Source organism: Flavobacterium daemonense (assembly GCF_007341385.1).
GTDB classification, from domain to species: Bacteria; Bacteroidota; Bacteroidia; order Flavobacteriales; family Flavobacteriaceae; genus Flavobacterium; species Flavobacterium daemonense.
Genome location: NZ_VJYD01000016.1, coordinates 67,722 through 83,397, shown reverse-complemented (window position 1 = coordinate 83,397; position 15,676 = coordinate 67,722). Strand labels below are relative to the sequence as shown.

Here is a 15,676-nt window from a genome sequence, read left to right as displayed (position 1 = left end):
GAAAATTTTAGAATAATAATAAAAAGGGCGTTGCTTCATAGTGAAGTTAACGCCTTTTATGTATAAGAAATTGAAAATCGGAAAGAATAATTCAAAATAAAAAAGACAGTTTTAAGTTACATATTGATTGATTTATTAGCTTTGTATAAAGCACCCAAAAACTTTTTCATCATGCCGGTAATTGAACAGTCAGAATACGATTTTCCTTCTATTATTCATAGGAATAGGCATATTTCTACGATATATGCCGCTTTGATTAAAAAGTTTGATGTTCCTGAATATACAAGAGAAAAACTGGAATTGAATGATGGAGATTTCATCAATGTCGACTTTGTTATAAACGATCCTAAAAAAGCCGTGATTTTATGTCATGGTTTGGAAGGTGATTCCCGAAGAACTTACAATAACAGCTGTGCCTCTTATTTTCAGGAAAAAGGGTATTCAGTTTTTGCGTGGAATAACCGTACTTGCGGAGGTGAAATGAATCGCTTGCCAAGACTTTACCATCATGGTGCTGTTGATGATTTGGATGAAGTCGTTCAGTTTGTTTTCAGAAAAGGTTTTGAAGATGTTTATCTTATTGGATATTCAATGGGTGGTGTACAGCTTTTGAATTATTTTGGGTGGACAAAAATTGATAAACGCATAAAAGCGGGAGTTTCAATTTCTGTTCCAACGCATATTGCAACAAGCGCTGAGGTACTTAAACAAGGCTTTAACAGAGTCTATCTAAAGAATTTCACGATTGACATTAAAAGAAAACTGAAATATAAAGCAACACAGTTTCCTGATTTTATAAACCGCGACCAGATCGATAATATTTCATCCTTTGATGAAGTTGATCAATATTTTACTGCACCGCTGCATGGTTTCGCGAGCCGAGACGATTATTATCAGCGTGTTTCTCCTGAATTTTCATTAAAAAACATAACGACTCCGGTTTTAATTGTCAATTCGCTTGATGATCCTTTTTTGGGCGAAAGATGTTATCCAAGAGCAATTGCTAAAGAAAGTAAATATGTTTATTTAGAAACTCCAAAGTACGGTGGACATTGCGCTTTTCCACTTAAAAATTCAACGTATTCATATGCGGAGAAAAGAGCTTATAAGTTTTTTAAATCTTGTAAAGAATCTTCAGATTTAAAAGTGGATTAATTCTTTTGGGCTCTAAATTATTTCTTTTAAATATTTGTGTTTCAGAGTACGTATTTAATTTGTCATTTTCATCAGATTTCTCAAATTCAATTAGAATTAGAAAAGTATCTTTGCATCGCAAAATTCTCCTTTTTTTCTTTTCTGAAAATATTCTAATTACCGATAATGAACCAAAATAAAAAATCTATTTACACGCTTCAGTTTATTTTACTTTGTATGAGTTCACTCTTGTTCTCGTCAAGTTTTAATATGATTATTCCAGAACTTCCTAGTTATTTAAGCAGTTTGGGCGGTGCAGAGTATAAGGGTTTTATTATTTCATTGTTTACTCTTACAGCAGGAATATCGCGTCCTTTTAGTGGAAAACTGACTGATAAATGGGGGAGAGTTCCTGTTATGGCGGTTGGATCTACAGTTTGTGTCATCTGCGGATTTTTATATCCAGTATTGAGTTCGGTTTCAGGATTTCTGTTTTTAAGGTTGGTGCATGGTTTTTCGACCGGATTTAAACCCACAGCGACTTCTGCATATGTGGCTGATATTATTCCGCAGGAACGTTGGGGCGAAGCATTAGGTTTGCATGGTTTATGTTTTAGTATTGGAGGAGCTTTGGGACCCGCACTTGGCGGAATGGTTGTAAACACTTTTGGCATTAATGTTATGTTTTACAGTTCTTCTTTTCTTGCTTTTTTATCGATTGTGATAGTAATGAATATGAAAGAAACTTTGGCTACAAAGGAAAAACTTCATCGATCTATGTTTTATATCAGCAAAAAAGATATTATTGATATTGGCGCGCTTCCGGCGGGAGTTATTACTTTTTTCTCTTATACTGCATATGGTTTGATTTTGACATTGATTCCAGATTGGAGCGAGCATCTTGGAGCGCATAACAAAGGAGTATTTTTTACCGCCTTCACAATCGCTTCTGTTTTAGTACGATTTGGTGCCGGAAAAGTTTCTGACCGATACGGACGTACAAATGTTATTCTTGTTGGATTAATTATAACTTCTTGTGCATTATTTGTAATCAGTGAAGGAAGAGAACTCAATATCATGTTAGTAGGTGCAGCGCTTTACGGAATGGGAACAGGGATATTGTCACCGGCAATAAACGCATGGACAATAGACTTAAGCCAGCCGGAACATCGCGGAAAAGCCATTGCAACCATGTATATTTCTATGGAAATAGGAATTGGCTGTGGCGCTTTATTAGGCGGAAGCTATTATAATGATCATATCATGCGAATTCCATTAATAATGAAAATCGATATTTTAGTTTTATTTATGGGAATCGTGTTTCTGTTACTGTGGAAAAGAAATTACGGCAAAAGAAAAAGACAAAACGTTTAGTTATTTCTAAAATTTTCAATTTTTCCCAGCTGCCCAAAATATTGCATTTTTAAGCAATGTCGTGTACGCTTCATTGTTGAATAATTCTGGCGAATGTCCCATGAAAATATAAACATTTCGTGAAGCAAAATGATCATTTGTCCAAATTACAGGATGATCACCCATTTTGATTTCTGAGTCGGGTTTGTACGTAGATTCATCTACTGAAGCTAAAACATGAACATTCGCACGCGGACTTTTATCATAAATGTACCATTCTTCTTTTTGTATCAAAAAATCAGACTTAATTCCTTTAAACACGGGATGTGATTTGTCTTCAATTTTTACTTCGGCGTCTGCAAAAGTCGGAATATAATTCACAAATTTGATTCCGCCCATAAAATCAGAAAACCATTGCCACATCGGATATCCGTCAAATTCTCCCAACAAAGTCGCGTGATGCAAACCTACCCAGCCGCCTTTTCCGCTGTTCATGTATTTTTGAAATGCTTTCATCGATTCTTCACTCCAAGTGTACGGCGGGTAATCGAGTTGCATAAAAACTTTGTATTGTTTTAAAAGAGCCTCGTTTATGGTTTTAGTATTTTCGATATAATCAATTGTAAAACTGCTGTCGGCTGCCAATTTTTCAAGCCAAGGTTTTGCTGCCTTTGTAAATGGCAAATGATGCCCTCCGTTTTCGTATAAAACTAAAACCTTGAACTTTTCTTTTTTTGACTGTCCGAAACAATTTGCATGTAGCAAAAAACTAAGGAGAAGTAAGACAATTGCTAATATTAAATTTTTCATTTAATTTAAAATACCGTTATTTGAATTCTAATTTTTATTTTCGACCAAAGCTGTAATCGCCTGTAAATACCACGCTGAATGCGGAATCCATTGCTCCGTCCAGCGCCATTCGTCATTTCCTTCAACATCCATCTTAAAATCTATTCCTGATCCATCAGGGTTTCCATCTTTGCCTGTAATGCCGTTTGAAATACCTCCTTTTTCTGAACCGTGCCCGTAATTTGAATGCATATACGGAACATTCGTTTCTCCAAATTGATATAAAAAGCAAACAGAATAAGGATTGCAACCTAAAATCCAGGATAATTGCTGTGAAGCGTATAAATCAAGTGATTTTTTCTGAGAACTATTTTTTTCAACTGAAATACTTTTTCCACCTTCAATTGCTGCAGTTGCCAGCGATGCTAACCTTGCATTTTCGCCCTGCCACCACCAACCGGTTTCATTTTCATGGGGAATAAAAAAGCCGTCTTTTGCTTTATTTTCGAACAAAAATGTTTGTCGCGCATATCCAAACGGATTTTCTACATTATTGGTTACGGCGACATTATATTCTAATGCTTTTTTAATCACATTTTTTGTTGCTTTTATTTCGTTATTGTCTTCTTCTTTTCGCAAATATCTGGTTAATGCTACAACTGGTAAACCTGCATCTGAAGCATGCCAAAATGGTCGATCGTTGTCATTGGTTTTAAACCAGCCTTTATCGGTCATTTTATTTTCAAGATTATGCGCCCATTTTCTGGCTTCTTTTTTATAGAAATCATCATTTGTTGCGATCCATAATTCGGTGGCCGCTATTAAAGCGCAATAATCGTCAATAATGTTTTCTTTTCCGTCATCATCGTATTTTGAATTATTTATTAGAAGATGTGTATAAGCTCGTTTCGCTCCGTCAAGATATTGTGCAGAGGTAAAATCGCCATTTTTTTTCCATTGCGAAATTCTCGCCAAAGCCGCAATAGCCATTCCACCGCCTTCGCGAAAAGCACTTTGATATTCATCTGTAGTAACACTATTGGCTTTGAGTCCAACAATTCTCCTTGCTGCCGGATTTTTATCAAAATAGCTGAAAACAATCATATAAAAATAATCTTCCTTAGAGAGACAACGCATTAAATAATCAGCACCCCAAAGCGCTTCATCATCTAATGAATCTTTTATTTTCCATTGTGTAAGTTTTTCAGGAATGGTTTCAGATGTATTGATAAGCGACCAAGTTACAAGTGGCGTTTGTTGTGGCGACATGAAATTAGCGTAGGCTAAATGCGACATATATTTGCTCACATCACCAGACGCGTCGCACCATCCGCCATGAACGTCGACTCTTTTTGTGCTGCCAAATAAAAGCATGTCTTTATCGGCCTCAAGTTCTTCCGGAGTATTTGCTCTTTGCTTGTTGTAGTAATGTACAATTGACGAAATGGTTCGTTTTGCCAAAATATCTTCTTCAATAGAAAATCGCGGTGATTCGTAGATTTGATCTGCAATTTTGAGCGTAATTTTGTAGTTTCCCGTTTTCTCAAAAGATGAAAAATCGGCTTTATAATAGATTTCACCAAGTTTCCAATCCTCCACTTTTTCAGCTTTTCCAATTAAACCGGTAAATACCGTTTTGTTTGTTTTGGCATCAATAATATCAAAAGTTGCTTTGTCTCTAAGATTATCTGGAACACCAATAATAGCTATTTTTGGACTTTTTGGATTGTAACCAACTTGATTTACATAAATATTAGCTTTGCTATAAGCCATAATAGAAAAAAACAGCGCTAGTATGACATATGGTAATGGTTTGGAGAATTTTGGCATAGTATAATTTTTAGCAAAAAGAATTATTTAGAATTATGTTCTATTGACAACAGTGATACTGTGATTGGCAAATTACAAAAAAGATAAAAATTTTTCATTAGGTTTTTATTGCCCTTGAAATTTGCTTCTGTGAACGATAAGTACTATTTACGGTCTATTTGACGGGAATCAGAAAAAAAATGATGTGTATTTGATAGATTTTTTGCTTGAAAATAAAGCTCTCAGAAACCCTTTTTTGCTAAATAAAAACCTCTTTTCTGCATATTCAAAATAAAAAGAAGAAAAAAAATGTCTCCAAGCATAAACATAAAATAGAAATAAAATTTAGGAAATCTAAAATTTGCCATTGTAATAAAAATCAAACAAAAAGTTATAAAACCAACGGTTATTTTAAGTTTAAGAAATTCTTACTTTTTTTAAATGCTAAGGGTTTGTTTTAACGAGCTTTAACTTTTTTTTATTAAATTTGGTATGACAATTTCTAGCAAAACCAAATAGTATGGAAAAATTAAAACGCCCAGTTTATGTTAAAGCGGGCAATGATGATTTTTTTAAAAAGTTGCGCACGGAAGTGAACGAAACTGTTTTACAAAACTCATCATTGTATCTGTTGAACATTATTAAGTCTGTCGGACTTGTAATTCTTTTCTTTTTATTTTACGCCTGTATTTTGCTGTTTGGAAACAGCACTCCGTTATTATTTCTGTTTTACATTTTGTGTGGTTTTACTATGATCGTCCTTTTTATTAATGCCTTTCATGATGCCGCTCACGGAGCCCTTTTCAAAAAAGCAAAATACAACGAACGCTTTATGTATGTTTTAGAGCTTTTTGGAAGCAATCATTGGCTCTGGACACGTCGTCACATCAACCTGCATCATGCGTATCCAAATGTTCCAGATTGGGATGTTGATATCAAACAGAGCGACATCATCAGGATTTTTCCAAACAGTCCGCTGTTTAATTATCACAAATACCAGCATATTTATATGTGGTTTATTTATCCTCTTTATAGCTTGAATTGGATTTATATTCGTGATTTTAAAGACTTTTTTGGGACAAGAAACAATTATGTCAAAAAAGTAGTCGAAAAGATTCCGAGACGTGAAGTTTATAGATTATTTGCAGCAAAAATTATAAATCTGACTTATATGCTTTTCGTTCCAATGCTTGTCTTGAGCCAGCCTTGGTACTTAGTTTTAGGCGGATGGTTTGCGATGCATCTATGCGGAAGCGCATTAGGAGTCGTTGCACTTGTATCAACACATGTTGACGAAGATGCACATTTTCCGGGAACTGATGAAGACGGAAATCTTTCTGCAACTTGGGCAATGCACCAAATGATTGTAACGAAAGATTTTAGCACTAACAGCAAATTGGCTAATTTTTTATACGGAGGTTTTACGCATCATGTGGCGCATCATTTATTTCCAGGCGTTGCACATACATATTATCCGTATATCACGCCAATCATAATGCGTTATGCTGAAGAATATAATCTGCCATATACTTCGTATCCGTTTTATCATGCCGTGCGTTCACACTTTAGAATGCTGAGAGATAAAGGAATTCAAGAAAATATTTTGATGACGGGGGAGATTTAGAGAAGAGGAAAGTCTTAAAGTCGAAAGTCGAAAGTCCAAAAAAAAGCGGTATTATACCGCTTTTTTTATTTATATATTTATAGTTAAAGTATTTCACATTTCACATTTCATTTTCGACATTAAGACTTTATGACTTTCGACTTTAAGACTTATTTAATTTTAGCGTTGCTTTTCTTTATATTCAAGTCGTTGAGCAATGAATCTTTTAGGACAATATTGAAATTATCTTCGGCGAAGACATTTAGTTTTGACTCGCTGAATTTATAGACGTTGATTTTATTGTTTTTTATATCGATATATAAATCATATGAATAGGTATTGCAGTCATGCTGTTTACAGCCGCTGGCGTGCAAAATTTCGCCTTCTTTTTCAAAAGGAGTTTCTGTGTTCCAGTATTTTACCATTTGATCATAATCGGTACCCAAAAGTGTTTTTAATCTTGGAGTTAATTTGCTCTCAGATAATAAATGCGTGCCAATTACACTTTTGCCCACCAGATTTGTCAATGTATCAGTCGGATTTATGACTACAGAATCTGATTTCAAAGCTTCGGTCCTAATTGAAGTAGAGTCGGTTTTAGGAACATTTTTTATGCTTTCTTTTTTGCACGCTAATATTGAAAAACATCCCAGAGCAGCTATAAGTAAATGTTTGAATCTTTTATTCATAGTGTTTTCTTTTGAATTAACTTATTGAATTGTAAAGTGTTGTTTAGCTAATTTAATAAAAAAAAAGGAAAATTGTTAGTTTGCTGTTATTCAATAGTTTTTAGTTTATAGTTGATAGTTGATAGTTGATGGTTGATAGTTGATAGTTGATGGTTTATAGTTGATGGTTTATAGTTGATGGTTTATAGTTGATGGTTTATAGTTGATGGTTGATGGTTGAAAGTTAGAAGTTGAAAGTTTAAATCTAAAATCTAAAATCTAAATTCTAAAATATAATCTAGATTCCGATTTTTTGCTTAATTTCCAATTTTAAATAAAAATACTATGTCGCAATCTTTTAAAATCTTGTTTTTTGCTGGTTTTCTTTTTTGGAACATTTCTTCAGAAGCCCAAAATGAAGCGTATGCAACTCCTGTAAAACAAGAAATTCCAGATACTTCTTTCGTTAATCTAAAGGATTTCAGTACTGATTTTGTGTATGATATGAAATACGCAACCGAAGATAATTTTTTGAAAGCAAAAGTTTATGATTGCGCCGAATGTGTTTTGAGAATGAAAACCGTAAAAGCACTAATTGCGGCTAACAACGACTTCAAGAAAAAAGGTTTTCGAATAAAATTGTATGATTGCTATAGACCTTTGTCGATTCAAAAAAGAATGTGGGAAATTGTGTCAAACCCTCAATATGTGGCAGATCCAAAAAAAGGCTCCATCCATAATAGAGGAGGAGCCGTTGATATGTCAATAGTTGATGCAAATGGAAAAGAAGTTGATATGGGAACTCCTTTTGATTTTTTTGGTATCGAAGCCAGCCATGATTATCAAAATCTTTCAAAAGAAATAAAATCAAATCGAAAGTTTCTGAAAAAAATAATGATCAAAAACGGTTTTAATTCCTTTGATTCAGAATGGTGGCATTATAATTTAAAAGCAGGTTTGAAAGAAAAGGTTTCAAATCAAAACTGGAAATGCGAATAATTATTCAACGCATCTAATATTCTGAATAAAATAAGTATCAGGATTATACACCTTGCCATTCATTTCAGATGTTAATTCGCTTTTAACGATATAATCTTCAGTATCCGTTAAATATTTAATACGCATCATTGTTACAGGAGATTTTTTTAGTTCTTCGTAATTGTCCTTCATGAACATAAAAATTCCTGTATTTACTCGATTGTCAAATCCGTTATCATGAATAAGTGTTCCGCAATTTTCTTGATTAATATGCATTAACGTCACCACTTTTCCGTTTTGAAGCTGTAAAAATACACGTGAGTTTTTATCAAAACAGTTCGCTTTTATAAAATCTTTGCTTTTTTGAATAAGCTGTAAATTAAGTGTTGGCAATCCGTCTGTTTGGGCTAATGAAAAAAAGACATAACTAGCGCTTCCGCCAAAGTTTTTTTCACTAATCAAATACTCGTTTGTAATTTTATAAGTGCCAATTGAGTCGGTTACGTTTGTGCTGTATTCGCAAGGTTTTTGTGCAAATGCTGTAAAGGTTAATAGAAAAAAGGTCAGCGTAATTAGTTGTTTCATTTTTAAGTTATTTTTCTGCAAATTAAAACTATTTTGTTATCATTTTTATCTGTTGTAAAAAAACAATATAAATTTCCTCCGTTTTTTATTTTCCATTTTTTTCGGATGTTTTCGACCGTTTCCGGAAAATTGCGTGTCGTTATATTTGCCTGCTGATTTGAAAGCGCTGTTTTTACTTCGTTTTTGCTGTACGGAATCACTTTTTCGATTTCAAAAGTTCGGCCTGGAAACGCAATTAATTCCTCTGAAGTATATAAATGAGAATGTCTGTGAAGCTTGTTTATTTTGAAAAAAGTGCTCACTTCATCAAACCCGCCCGATTTCATAATGGCAGAATTAGGCTCGTAAACATATTTTTGTGGCAAATGATATGATGGGAATTCATTTTCATTGCCTAAAACAAATTCAAATGTTTCTATTTTCTCTTTTAGAATATTTGCCGTTTTTAGCGTTATTTCTCCATTATAATTTTTATGAATTTCAAAAAGCAATTCCTTTACTTCATTTTCAAGCGCAATGATATGAATGTTTTTTACAAATTTCAATTCAGATAATCCGGCAGAAATATCCAGCAAAGGTGCTGTTTTTATTAAAATAGAATCGCTTTTTTCAAAGTAAAAATCTAGTGAGTCAGGAACATTAGGCAGACAATCTTTCAGCATAAAAACTTTGCCTTTTGCATCATTTCTTCGTGAAGGATCAATATAAATCCAATCCCATTTTTGATCGGAATTTTTTAAAATTTCGGCAGAATCACCTGCAAAGCAAGTCAGGTTTTTTACTCCTAATTGGTTTACATTATGTTTTACGATTTCTGATAATTCGGAATTGATTTCACAATGTGTTACAAATTCAAATTTTTGTGAAAAATAATAATCGTCAACACCAAAACCTCCTGTAAGGTCGATTAAGGTTTTTCCGGATATTAAAGAAGCTTTATATGCTGCCGTTTTTTCTGAAGAAGTCTGTTCAACAGAAATTTTGCTAGGATAAATAATGTTTTCGGTTTTAAACCAAGTTGGCAGTTTTTCTTTAGCTTTTGTTTTGGCTTCAATCTGATTTAAAATCGAAATCCAGTCTGCTTCAGGAAACGGATTTTTTTGAAGTGCCAGTTTTGCAATCGAAGCACCAATATTTTGAGATATAAAATCTTGAATTTCTTGGTGCAAAATAATAGTGTTCAAAGCTAAATTCTTTCTGTTAATACGGAGACGATTTTATTTTCAGGAAAAAACTCTTTTAAAATTACTTTTAGCATCGTATAAACCGGAATGGCAATAATCATTCCCACGATTCCAAACGTAATACCACTGATTAAAGTAATCAAAAAGATTTCCAACGGGTGCGAATTTACACTTTTTGATGAAATTATGGGCTGGCTTATATTGTTATCAATTGCCTGTACTAATAAAAACCCGATTACGACGTAAATGGTTGTTGGCAGAATTTCTGACTGGAAATCTTTTCCGATCAAACTGATCATCGTTAATAATGCAGCCAAAATAGTTCCAATAATTGGACCTATGTACGGAATGACATTTAAAATGGCACATAAAAATGCAATTACAAAGGCATTTTTGTTTCCAAAAATTATCAGAACGATTAGGTATAAAATGAAAACCACGGTAAGCTGCAACAACAAACCAATAAAATAGCGAGTAAGCAAATGGTTTATTTTTGTTATTGAATTTAATATCTTGTCTTCGTTTGTGTCTGGAAGAATTCTTCGGGCTTGGATTTTAAAAGCTTCCTGATCTTTGATGAAGAAAAAAGTAATAAAAAATACCGAAACCAAACCCATTCCCATATCCGCCATAAAACTCATTATGGAGTTTATAAAACTGGTGAAATAGTTAAAATCTAATGCTGAGGTTATTTTAGAGCTGCTAAGCATTTTGCTGAGATCAACGTGCTCAATATTAAAATAGTTTTCGAGAGTTCGTTCTGTCTGTACAAATTGCGACTGTAAATGATTGGTGTCTAAAAGTGCTAAATTATTGGCCTGAGAAATAATTAAAGGCACAAAAAGAAGTATAAAACCAACCATTAATAATATAAAAAGTATAATGGTTACGGTCGCTGCCAATGAATTGCTGAATTTTAGTTTGTTTCGTAAAAACTGTACCAATGGATTTGCAATCAGACAAAGAATCAATGAAATACAGAGATATACAATTACGGTTTGTATTTCGTATAAAAAGTACAAAATCAGGCAAATAGCAAGTATTGTGGCTAAAGCTCTTAAAATTCCGTTCGAAATGATTTTTGGCGTTATCATATTTAGGTTTTAGACCATAAATATAGGAAAAAGCTTTTAAAATTTTAAGGACAAAAAAAGCGAGACCGTTAAATCTCGCTTTTTAAAAATATTTGACTTGGTTTTATTGTGCAAAAGCAGCTCGTGGTCCGCCAGACGCAAAAATTGCCATCATTCTGCTTTTTTGACCTGCCGAGAACATGTACATTGCATTATCATCAACATAATCCATGTAGTTCATTGTCATTTCAACAGGAGTTCCAGAACAAGTGCTGTAATGCGGATAAGCCGGTACGCCATAATTTGCGTCATTGTGCGTTGGAGTGTCTGCTACTAAATCACTTCCGCAAGTTGCATCACCCCAAATATGACGTAAATTCATCCAGTGTCCAACTTCGTGAGTCGCAGTTCTTCCTAAATTAAAAGGAGCATTTGCAGCACCAGATAATCCGAAATAACGAGAATCGATCACAACTCCGTCTGTAGATGAAGCACCACCAGGAAACTGTGCGTAACCCAAAATTCCGCCACCAATAGCACATGACCAAAGATTAAGTTTTGTAGTAGGAGATGTTGGAGCAATTCCGCCTTGAGCTGTTTTTTTCATCGCATCATTAGTTCCCCAAGATGTTTTGGTAGTCGATTTACGGATAACTTGATCAAGAACAAATGTGATTCCGATGTTTGCTTTTACGCCGGCAAAAAGTGCAGGAACACTGTTGTAATCAGAGTTTAAAGCATTGAAATCTTTGTTTAGCACATCAATTTGGGTTTGGATTTGTGCGTTTGAAATGTTTTGTGCAGTTGTTTTGTACAATACGTTAACCACTACAGGAATTTCAATTTTGCCGTTAACTAAACGGCCAGAAAATCCTTTAAGCAACTGTTCATTTGTAAATGCCTCAATTTGGTTCATTCTAATGGCCAGCATCGGGTCTGCTTGTAATTGCGCTTCCAATACATCTTGTGAAGCACAAGAACGAACTGTTGCAACTTTTGCTTCAGAACCAGCTGATTCATTTTGGTCATTTTGACAAGAAAACAGCATTAACGCTGCAACTGCGGTAATAAAAATCTTTTTCATAATAATTTGGGTTTTTGTTATAAAAAATTAAATTTGGTTAATTATAACGCAATTTTATAACAAAAAAATATTGTAGAAAAATATTACAAAGATTATTTTGTGAGAAATTTTACAAACCCTTACAAATGTTGATTCCTACAAAAATTAGATAAAAAATATTAGTAATCTTTTTCTTTCTTTTGTGTTTTTAAGGTGTTTTTTGTCTTGATTATCTGTTGTTTACCGAAAAATTAAGCAAATCAAATCGCCAAAAAAAGGATAGGATGCTTCAAAAAGATCTTTTTATAAAGAAGTAATCTCATAAAGTGCAATACTTGCAGCTTGCACAACATTCATACTAGAGTTTTTTCCGAACATATTTATGTGCACAATTTGATGTGAAATTTTGAGAAGTTCGTCTGAAATTCCGTTGATTTCATTTCCGATTATAAGTGCAATTTTTTGATTATCAGGAATAACGACTTCTTTTAGCGGTTTGCTGTTATTTGTAATTTCAAGCGAAATAATTTCGAAGTTGTTTTCAAGAAGATGCGTTATCAAATCTGAAGTTTCTTCAATAACTCTATATGGGACATGCAAATGTGTGCTTCGGGACGTTTTATTTATTTTTCTTGGCGTAAGCGGAATATCTTTTCCTAAAAAAATAATATTTTCTACACCAAATGCCTCACTTATTCTAAAAAGCGAACCAATATTCTGCTGAAAATAAATATGATCACAGACAAGAGTTATCGGAAACGTTTTTCTTTCAAATTGATTTTCTTCGTGAGTGAGCTGCATTTTTTTTAAGTGAAAAGTAATTAGTAATTAGTAATTAGTAATTAGTAAATAGTGGTGAGTCAGAATCTAAATAATTTCATGAATTACTAGTTACTAATCACTTGTAACTAATCATTAATTAGTAAAAATATAATTTATGATGTTCGCGCCCATTTTCAAGGCTTTATCCCGAACATTTGCTGGATCATTATGAACTTCTGGATCTTCCCAGCCGTCGCCAAGGTCACATTCGTAAGTATATAGTAAGACTAATTTGTTTTCGACGAAAATCCCAAAAGCCTGCGCGCGAGTGCCGTCGTGTTCGTGAATTTTTGGAAGTCCGTTTGGAAAAGGAAACGGTTTTTGAAAAATAGGATGATTGGCCGGAAGTTCAATTAAATCATTATTTGGAAATATTTTTTTGATTTCTTTTCGAATGTATTGATCCATTCCATAATTATCATCAATATGAAGAAAACCGCCTGAGGTCAAATAATTTCTTAGATTAGCAACGTCAGAATCACTGAAAACGACATTTCCGTGACCTGTCATGTGGACGAAAGGGTAGGAAAGCAAGTCGGGATTGCTTGGTTCAACTGTTGATGGTTTTGCTTTTATTCTTGTATTAATATTAGAATTGCAAAAACGAATAAGGTTTGGCAATGAAGTTGGATTTGCATACCAATCACCGCCGCCGCTGTATTTAAGCAACGCAATTTCTTGTGAGAAAGAAGAAATTGAAATCAATAAAAATAGCAAGAATATTTTTTTCATATAATTATAAATCTTTTAATTATCTGCCGCATTTTGTCATTTCGACGAAGGAGAAATCTTCGCGAGTAACTCCGCCAACAATTGCCAATCTTTGTAGAGCCACTTGTAGAGATTTCTCCTTCGTCGAAATGACAAGAAAGTAATTAAACCTCATTAAAAAACACTACACTATGACACGCCACAACCGCAGCAGTTTCAGTACGCAATCGAGTATTTCCTAACATAACTGGCTGAAAATTATTTTCGATTGCCAATGCAATTTCTTTTTCAGAAAAATCACCTTCGGGACCAATTAATAAGGTTACATTTTCATTCGGCTTCAGAGCTTCTTTCAACGATTTTTTGTCGGTTTCTTCGCAATGAGCGATGAATTGGATACCTGTATTTTTTTGTTTAATGAATTCTTTAAAGGAAACTGCTGGATTTAATTTTGGAAGAAACATTTCATTAGACTGCTTCATTGCAGAAAGAATTATTTTTTCAAAACGATCTGCATTTATGGCTTTTCGTTCCGATCTATCGCAAAAAATAGGCGTAATTTCCTGAATCCCGATTTCGGTAGCTTTTTCTAAAAACCATTCAAAACGGTCATTCATTTTTGTTGGAGCAACAGCTAAATGAAGACGAAATTTTGGTTCTGGAGATTTTTGAATCGAAAGCACATCAACGATGCATTTGTTATCAGAGGCTAATGTTATTTGGGTTTCAAATAATAATCCTTGACCATTTGTAACATGCAGAATATCGGCATCTTTCTTGCGTAAAACTTTTATTATATGACGGCTTTCTTCTTTGTCAAAAGAAAAACTTTCTGTTGTTTCGTCAATATCAGGATTGTAGAATAATTGCATAAATTAAAATTGAATTCGCGCTTTTGAAACTACAGATGCATCTTCAAAACGTTGTGTTAAGTATTTTTGGTAACCAACAATTCCAATCATTGCTGCGTTGTCTGTCGTATATTCAAATTTCGGAATAAAAGTTTTCCAGCCATATTTGCTCTCGGCTTCTTTTAATGTAGTTCTGATTCCAGAATTTGCCGAAACACCTCCACCAATAGCAATTTGCTTTATTCCGGTTTCTTTAACGGCTAACTTCAGCTTATCCATCAAAATTTCGATAATAGTATGTTGGATAGAAGCGCAAATATCATTTAAGTTTTCTTCAATGAAATTTGGATTTTCTTGTTTGTTCTTCTGAATAAAATATAAAATCGCCGTTTTTAAACCTGAGAAACTAAAGTCCAATCCAGGAACTTTTGGTTTCGTAAATTGAAACGCTTTTGGATTCCCTTCTTTTGCATATTTATCAATCAAAGGCCCTCCAGGATAAGGAAGTCCAAGGATTTTGGCACTTTTATCAAAAGCTTCTCCAACGGCATCATCAGTAGTTTCGCCAATGATTTCCATGTCAAAAAAGCTGTTTACTTTTACAATTTGCGTGTGCCCGCCACTAATTGTTAAGGCAAGAAAAGGAAATTCAGGCTTGTCATAGCCTTCCTCATCTATAAAATGCGCCAAAATATGGGCATGCATATGATTTACCGCAATCAACGGAATTTTTAGCGCAAGGGATAATGATTTGCTGAACGAACCGCCAACAAGCAATGAACCCATCAATCCCGGACCTTGTGTAAAAGCAATGGCGCTTAGCTGTTCTTTTTGTATATTTGCTTTGCGAAGCGCGGCATCAATTACCGGAACAATATTCTGCTGATGCGCTCTTGAAGCCAATTCAGGAACCACACCGCCATATTGGTTGTGAATTAACTGGTTGGCAACAACATTTGAGAGTACTTTGTCGTTATGTAAAACTGCAGCGGCAGTATCATCGCAGGAACTTTCAATGGCAAGTATAAAAACCTCTGAATTTTGCATATAAAG

At 33.9% G+C, this 15,676-nt stretch carries 15 protein-coding genes; 4 read left to right on the top strand and 11 right to left on the bottom strand.

All coding sequences use genetic code 11. From position 1 onward, the window contains the following. The first annotated feature begins 171 nt into the window (after positions 1 to 171). Entirely contained in the window at positions 172 to 1,155 is a 984-nt protein-coding gene (locus tag FND99_RS17615; protein ID WP_144339253.1) for a YheT family hydrolase, read from the top strand. Positions 1,156 to 1,320: 165 nt separating this feature from the next. After that, positions 1,321 to 2,508 carry an MFS transporter gene (locus tag FND99_RS17610; protein ID WP_144339252.1) on the top strand — a complete coding sequence of 396 codons (1,188 nt, stop codon included), beginning with the start codon at positions 1,321 to 1,323 and terminating at the stop codon, positions 2,506 to 2,508. Positions 2,509 to 2,523: 15 nt separating this feature from the next. Here the strand turns inward: FND99_RS17610 and FND99_RS17605 are convergent, their stop codons facing one another. Together FND99_RS17605 and FND99_RS17600 are read right to left on the bottom strand one after the other, a co-directional pair. Next, positions 2,524 to 3,297: a ThuA domain-containing protein gene (locus tag FND99_RS17605; protein ID WP_144339251.1), complete on the bottom strand. Its 774-nt coding sequence runs from the start codon at positions 3,295 to 3,297 to the stop codon at positions 2,524 to 2,526. Between the two features lie 27 nt (positions 3,298 to 3,324). Then, positions 3,325 to 5,106 carry a glycoside hydrolase family 9 protein gene (locus FND99_RS17600; RefSeq protein WP_144339250.1) on the bottom strand — a complete coding sequence of 594 codons (1,782 nt, stop codon included), beginning with the start codon at positions 5,104 to 5,106 and terminating at the stop codon, positions 3,325 to 3,327. A 499-nt stretch (positions 5,107 to 5,605) separates the two neighbouring features. On the opposite strand from FND99_RS17600, the gene FND99_RS17595 reads away from it, so the two are divergent. Continuing rightward, positions 5,606 to 6,709, top strand: coding sequence for a fatty acid desaturase family protein (locus FND99_RS17595; protein ID WP_144339249.1), 1,104 nt, complete (start codon positions 5,606 to 5,608; stop codon positions 6,707 to 6,709). Positions 6,710 to 6,858: 149 nt separating this feature from the next. Here FND99_RS17595 and FND99_RS17590 read toward each other — a convergent pair whose 3' ends face one another. Further along, positions 6,859 to 7,377 (bottom strand): hypothetical protein, encoded by a 519-nt coding sequence (locus FND99_RS17590; RefSeq protein ID WP_144339248.1) that lies wholly within the window; start codon positions 7,375 to 7,377, stop codon positions 6,859 to 6,861. Positions 7,378 to 7,701: 324 nt separating this feature from the next. Here FND99_RS17590 and FND99_RS17585 point away from each other — a divergent pair, with 324 nt between their 5' ends. Next, the gene (locus tag FND99_RS17585) at positions 7,702 to 8,355 is read left to right on the top strand and encodes a M15 family metallopeptidase (RefSeq protein WP_144339247.1); all 654 of its coding nucleotides are present in this window, start codon (positions 7,702 to 7,704) and stop codon (positions 8,353 to 8,355) included. Here FND99_RS17585 and FND99_RS17580 read toward each other — a convergent pair whose 3' ends face one another. The 8 genes from FND99_RS17580 to tsaD all read right to left on the bottom strand — a co-directional run bounded on the left by FND99_RS17580 (position 8,356) and on the right by tsaD (position 15,670). After that, the gene (locus FND99_RS17580) at positions 8,356 to 8,919 is read right to left on the bottom strand and encodes a hypothetical protein (RefSeq protein WP_144339246.1); all 564 of its coding nucleotides are present in this window, start codon (positions 8,917 to 8,919) and stop codon (positions 8,356 to 8,358) included. A 2-nt stretch (positions 8,920 to 8,921) separates the two neighbouring features. Then, positions 8,922 to 10,103, bottom strand: a complete 1,182-nt coding sequence (locus FND99_RS17575) for a class I SAM-dependent methyltransferase (RefSeq protein WP_144339245.1) — start codon at positions 10,101 to 10,103, stop codon at positions 8,922 to 8,924. Between the two features lie 2 nt (positions 10,104 to 10,105). Continuing rightward, complete coding sequence (locus FND99_RS17570) at positions 10,106 to 11,197, bottom strand: AI-2E family transporter (protein WP_144339244.1); 1,092 nt, start codon at positions 11,195 to 11,197, stop codon at positions 10,106 to 10,108. Positions 11,198 to 11,300: 103 nt separating this feature from the next. Further along, the gene (locus tag FND99_RS17565) at positions 11,301 to 12,260 is read right to left on the bottom strand and encodes a zinc metalloprotease (protein WP_144339243.1); all 960 of its coding nucleotides are present in this window, start codon (positions 12,258 to 12,260) and stop codon (positions 11,301 to 11,303) included. A gap of 282 nt (positions 12,261 to 12,542) precedes the next feature. Then, positions 12,543 to 13,040 carry a TrmH family RNA methyltransferase gene (locus FND99_RS17560; RefSeq protein WP_144339242.1) on the bottom strand — a complete coding sequence of 166 codons (498 nt, stop codon included), beginning with the start codon at positions 13,038 to 13,040 and terminating at the stop codon, positions 12,543 to 12,545. Between the two features lie 114 nt (positions 13,041 to 13,154). Next, the gene (locus FND99_RS17555; protein WP_144339241.1) at positions 13,155 to 13,793 is read right to left on the bottom strand and encodes a DUF4159 domain-containing protein; all 639 of its coding nucleotides are present in this window, start codon (positions 13,791 to 13,793) and stop codon (positions 13,155 to 13,157) included. A gap of 143 nt (positions 13,794 to 13,936) precedes the next feature. After that, positions 13,937 to 14,644, bottom strand: a complete 708-nt coding sequence (locus FND99_RS17550) for a 16S rRNA (uracil(1498)-N(3))-methyltransferase (RefSeq protein ID WP_144339240.1) — start codon at positions 14,642 to 14,644, stop codon at positions 13,937 to 13,939. A 3-nt stretch (positions 14,645 to 14,647) separates the two neighbouring features. Then, entirely contained in the window at positions 14,648 to 15,670 is a 1,023-nt protein-coding gene (tsaD, locus tag FND99_RS17545; RefSeq protein ID WP_144339239.1) for a tRNA (adenosine(37)-N6)-threonylcarbamoyltransferase complex transferase subunit TsaD, read from the bottom strand. Positions 15,671 to 15,676: the final 6 nt, after the last annotated feature.

Coding starts and splice junctions, on each gene's coding strand:
- FND99_RS17615 (WP_144339253.1), top strand. CDS start 172: ATGCCGGTAATTGAACAGTCAGAATACGATTTTCCTTCTATTATTCAT.
- FND99_RS17610 (WP_144339252.1), top strand. CDS start 1,321: ATGAACCAAAATAAAAAATCTATTTACACGCTTCAGTTTATTTTACTT.
- FND99_RS17605 (WP_144339251.1), bottom strand. CDS start 3,297: ATGAAAAATTTAATATTAGCAATTGTCTTACTTCTCCTTAGTTTTTTG.
- FND99_RS17600 (WP_144339250.1), bottom strand. CDS start 5,106: ATGCCAAAATTCTCCAAACCATTACCATATGTCATACTAGCGCTGTTT.
- FND99_RS17595 (WP_144339249.1), top strand. CDS start 5,606: ATGGAAAAATTAAAACGCCCAGTTTATGTTAAAGCGGGCAATGATGAT.
- FND99_RS17590 (WP_144339248.1), bottom strand. CDS start 7,377: ATGAATAAAAGATTCAAACATTTACTTATAGCTGCTCTGGGATGTTTT.
- FND99_RS17585 (WP_144339247.1), top strand. CDS start 7,702: ATGTCGCAATCTTTTAAAATCTTGTTTTTTGCTGGTTTTCTTTTTTGG.
- FND99_RS17580 (WP_144339246.1), bottom strand. CDS start 8,919: ATGAAACAACTAATTACGCTGACCTTTTTTCTATTAACCTTTACAGCA.
- FND99_RS17570 (WP_144339244.1), bottom strand. CDS start 11,197: ATGATAACGCCAAAAATCATTTCGAACGGAATTTTAAGAGCTTTAGCC.
- FND99_RS17565 (WP_144339243.1), bottom strand. CDS start 12,260: ATGAAAAAGATTTTTATTACCGCAGTTGCAGCGTTAATGCTGTTTTCT.
- FND99_RS17560 (WP_144339242.1), bottom strand. CDS start 13,040: ATGCAGCTCACTCACGAAGAAAATCAATTTGAAAGAAAAACGTTTCCG.
- FND99_RS17555 (WP_144339241.1), bottom strand. CDS start 13,793: ATGAAAAAAATATTCTTGCTATTTTTATTGATTTCAATTTCTTCTTTC.
- FND99_RS17550 (WP_144339240.1), bottom strand. CDS start 14,644: ATGCAATTATTCTACAATCCTGATATTGACGAAACAACAGAAAGTTTT.
- tsaD (WP_144339239.1), bottom strand. CDS start 15,670: ATGCAAAATTCAGAGGTTTTTATACTTGCCATTGAAAGTTCCTGCGAT.